This window comes from Chryseobacterium sp. RR2-3-20 (genome assembly GCF_017808115.1).
Taxonomy (GTDB): Bacteria; Bacteroidota; Bacteroidia; order Flavobacteriales; family Weeksellaceae; genus Chryseobacterium; species Chryseobacterium oryzae.
In genome coordinates, this window is sequence record NZ_JADQBD010000125.1 from 1 (window position 1) to 3472 (window position 3472).

Annotated in this window: 5 protein-coding genes; all 5 read right to left on the reverse strand. The window is 32.0% G+C overall.

Annotated features, from left to right (window positions below; translation table 11 throughout):
• Positions 1–80 precede the first annotated feature (80 nt).
• A complete protein-coding gene (locus IV513_RS15110) occupies positions 81–629 on the reverse strand; it encodes an NADPH-dependent FMN reductase (RefSeq protein WP_209391388.1) in 549 nt (182 codons plus the stop codon).
• Positions 630–699: 70 nt separating this feature from the next.
• On the reverse strand, positions 700–1416 hold the full coding sequence (locus IV513_RS15115) for a pirin family protein (RefSeq protein ID WP_209391389.1): 717 nt from the start codon (positions 1414–1416) through the stop codon (positions 700–702).
• Positions 1417–1496: 80 nt separating this feature from the next.
• Positions 1497–2135, reverse strand: coding sequence for a hypothetical protein (locus tag IV513_RS15120; protein ID WP_209391390.1), 639 nt, complete (start codon positions 2133–2135; stop codon positions 1497–1499).
• A 194-nt stretch (positions 2136–2329) separates the two neighbouring features.
• On the reverse strand, positions 2330–2788 hold the full coding sequence (locus IV513_RS15125; RefSeq protein WP_209391391.1) for a hypothetical protein: 459 nt from the start codon (positions 2786–2788) through the stop codon (positions 2330–2332).
• A gap of 36 nt (positions 2789–2824) precedes the next feature.
• Positions 2825–3337, reverse strand: a complete 513-nt coding sequence (locus tag IV513_RS15130; protein ID WP_209391392.1) for a nuclear transport factor 2 family protein — start codon at positions 3335–3337, stop codon at positions 2825–2827.
• Between the last annotated feature and the right edge of the window lie 135 nt (positions 3338–3472).

Consider the following 3472-nt stretch of genomic DNA (forward strand, 5'->3'; position numbering starts at 1 on the left):
AGGGGTTCTTTTTTGAAATTAAATGTAAAGCTAAATGTAAAATAGGTATTTAGGCTGTTTCTATTTTTAATAATTTTTATTTAGGACAGTATTGATTCTAATGCAGAAATTTTTTGAATCTTTTCTTTTAACTCATTGTCTTTTTCCTCGTTCACAATTTTGTGTGACGATTTATCAAAATTATCGTTGAAAAAAGGAAGCGTAAAAGTTTCCACTATATTTCCTCCGTGAAGCGGGAAACGTTTTGTTGCTGCTTCCAAAACACCCAATCCTCCTCTTGCTCCGGTAGCTGTAGCCATCAAAAGCATTGGCTTTTCGTTCCAGACAGCTCTGTCTTTGATTCTGGATGTCCAGTCGAAAACATTTTTAAATGCCGTAGAATAGGTACCATTGTGCTCTGCTAAAGATATAAAGATAACATCTGCCGCATCAATTTTTGCTGCAAAGTTTTTTGCTTCCTGAGGAACACCGCTTTCCACTTCACGCTGATGTTTGTAGATGGGCATTTCAAACTCGTTCATATCTACAGTTTCTATTTCTGCATTTTCTACTAAAGATGCCGCGTAAGAAACTAATTGTTTATTGATAGATGTTTCGGAATTACTTCCTGCAATTGCTAAAATTTTCATTATTTAAAATTTATGTATCTTTAAAATTATCCTTGATTTAATGCTGCAAAACTAAAAGATTCTTTCCAAATTAATCTGGTAATTGCATAGGAATTTCCATTAATAAAATTTCAGCATTTTCTTCAGCTTCCAAAACGAAACTTTCGGTATCCCAAACTCCCAGTGCATCTCTTTCATTTAAAATCTGATCTCCAATTTTTGCTTTTCCTTTAATAACGAAAACGTACACTCCATTTCCTGATTGATGGATTTTATATTCTTTAGAAAAACCTTTATCGAATTTTGCCAGATTAAACCAGGCATCCTGATGAATCCAAACTCCGGCATCTTCTGCATTGGGAGAAAGAACCTGCTGAAAATCATTTTGAACAGAGTTTTCTTCAATGCTCATTTGGTCGTATCTTGGTGTTACGCCCATTTTGTTAGGAATTACCCAAATCTGCAAAAGCTTCACCGGAACTTCACCTGCATTTTCTTCACTGTGCATAATACCTGTTCCCGCAGACATTACCTGAATATCTCCTTTTTTAATAATTCCGGAATTGCCCATATTGTCGCCGTGTCTCAAATCCCCTTCCAACGGAATAGAAATAATTTCCATATCTCTGTGAGGGTGTTTCCCAAATCCCATTCCGCCTTCAATGAAATCATCATTTAAAACTCTTAAAACACCGAAGTGAATTCTTTCCGGATTGTGATAATTGGCAAAACTGAATGTATGATGGCTTTTTAGCCAACCATGGTTGGCGTAACCTCTGCTGTCTGATGAATGATATACTGTTTTCATATTTTTATTGTTTAAAATTATAATACAAATTTACAGCTTGATAAATGCAGAAATATTAACGTAGGATAAGAAATGCAGAACTATTGCTGAAAGAAATATTCTTTAATCTTAGTTGCCATATCATCCCGAAACTCCTTTAAATCCTGTTTTGATTTTTCGGGTTCAGATTCAATACGATCAATAATCTTTTTATATTCGTTAAGTTCTTCCGACGGTTTTTCGCTCTTATTATTTTTTAAATAAGTATAAGAATTCCTCTCATAATAAGTGATTACTTTTTTAAGAATATCTTTATAATTATCGCCGTCACTGGCAAGATAAGTTACGACAACTTCATTAATGAAATTATCGGCATCTCCTCCTACACCATCATAATTATTGAAACCATTGCTCTTATCTAACTCTTTTTTCCTTATTTTTCCCAGAAAATATAAGAATGCACTTTCATTATACTTTTTCTGATTTAAATATTTTAAAGAATTGCTTAAATACTGTAAAGGATACTGGCTGTCTAATTTTCTTGCTAAAGAAATAACCTCTTCCTTATTGAAATTGGAGATTTTACCTATTTTCAATAAAGAATCAGATTGAATAATTACATTTCTGTACCCGTTTACTAACTCCTGATCTGTCTGTGCTTTAAGCTGAAAAGAAATCAATACAAAAAGAAGTAAACCAAAATTTTTACTCTTTGAAACTACCTTATTTTTAATCCTCATTTTTTGTGTTTTTTTTGTTGAATTGTATTTTATTAAGTCTTACTTTGAAATAAATTCTTGGATATTAAATCCTTGCAAGTAAGAAATTTTCCAAACATTATTTTCTTTTACGGCTTTCACTTTGTACTTAAAACCATCTCCCCAAGTCCAGTTAAATGTCGCTTTTTTGTCTTTAATAATTAGGTTCTGTATTTTTATCTTTCCCAGTATTTATCCGGATTATCTTGACAGTCACACCACGGATTAGCATCATTTCCGTACGGAGGAAGTTCGCCAACGTAATACACCAAAGATTTATCCTTCATTTTCTCGTTAATTGTTACTGCAATCTTATCATAGTTTCGAATAAATTCTTCAGAAAAAAAATGAGTATTTTCGAGTTCTTTCAGCCTTTTTTGATGTCTTTTCCAATCAAGCCCTGTATAAAGTGAATCGGTATTTTTAACTAATAAAGGTTCAAAATCTTCCTGCGAACTTTTCGTTTCACTCCATTTGTAAAGTTTTTTAATCAGGTTTTCAAGTTCCAGAGCATCATTTCGGGAATCCGCTTTATTTTCCGCTGGTTCAGAAACAATTATTTTCGTTTTTGAATATTCATTACACGAAAAAAAAGCAATAGACAGACGTAGAATTGCGATTTTAATAAATTTCATCTCAATTTTTCCGTTAATTTATTGAATTAAAGCTACTTACTTTTTAAGATTTTGAATTAGAATATCTTCAATTGGAGCTTTTTCAGTAACCACTTTATTTACAATTTCGTTGGGAACAGTCATAGACAATACGTATTGTTTTATCTTCCAGATTCCATTTATTTTCTCTAACACTCCAGATCCACGACAAATTTTCATTTGTGTATCCAGTAATTCGTCAAACCAAGCCAGTTTTCCGTTTTTATCGAAATAAATATTTCTTTTCAGCGAAGTAAAATTCCAAGTCTTTTTCTTATCAAAATAAGGTTTCGCCCAAACCATAAACTCTTTTTTGTTCCAAATTTCAGTAGCATCCGTTCCAATGAAAGTAGATTCATCGGCAAAATAATTAAAGTATGTATTAAAATCTGAATTTGCTGCCGCAACATTAAATCCGTTGAGCATTTTGTCGATTTCAGTTTTTTCTTTTTCAAATTTCGTTTGTGCAGAAACAAAAACACAGCTTACAGCCAATAAGATAACGATAGAAAATATTTTAGCCTTTTTCATATATAATTTAAACAATTGCTTAATTAATGGCAATTTACCCGTAGTGCATTATAGAAAAGGTTGCTCAAGTAACTAAAAATTAGTATATTGTATTGACTACCAATCAAATACAATTATGAGCAACCTTGAAGCAAG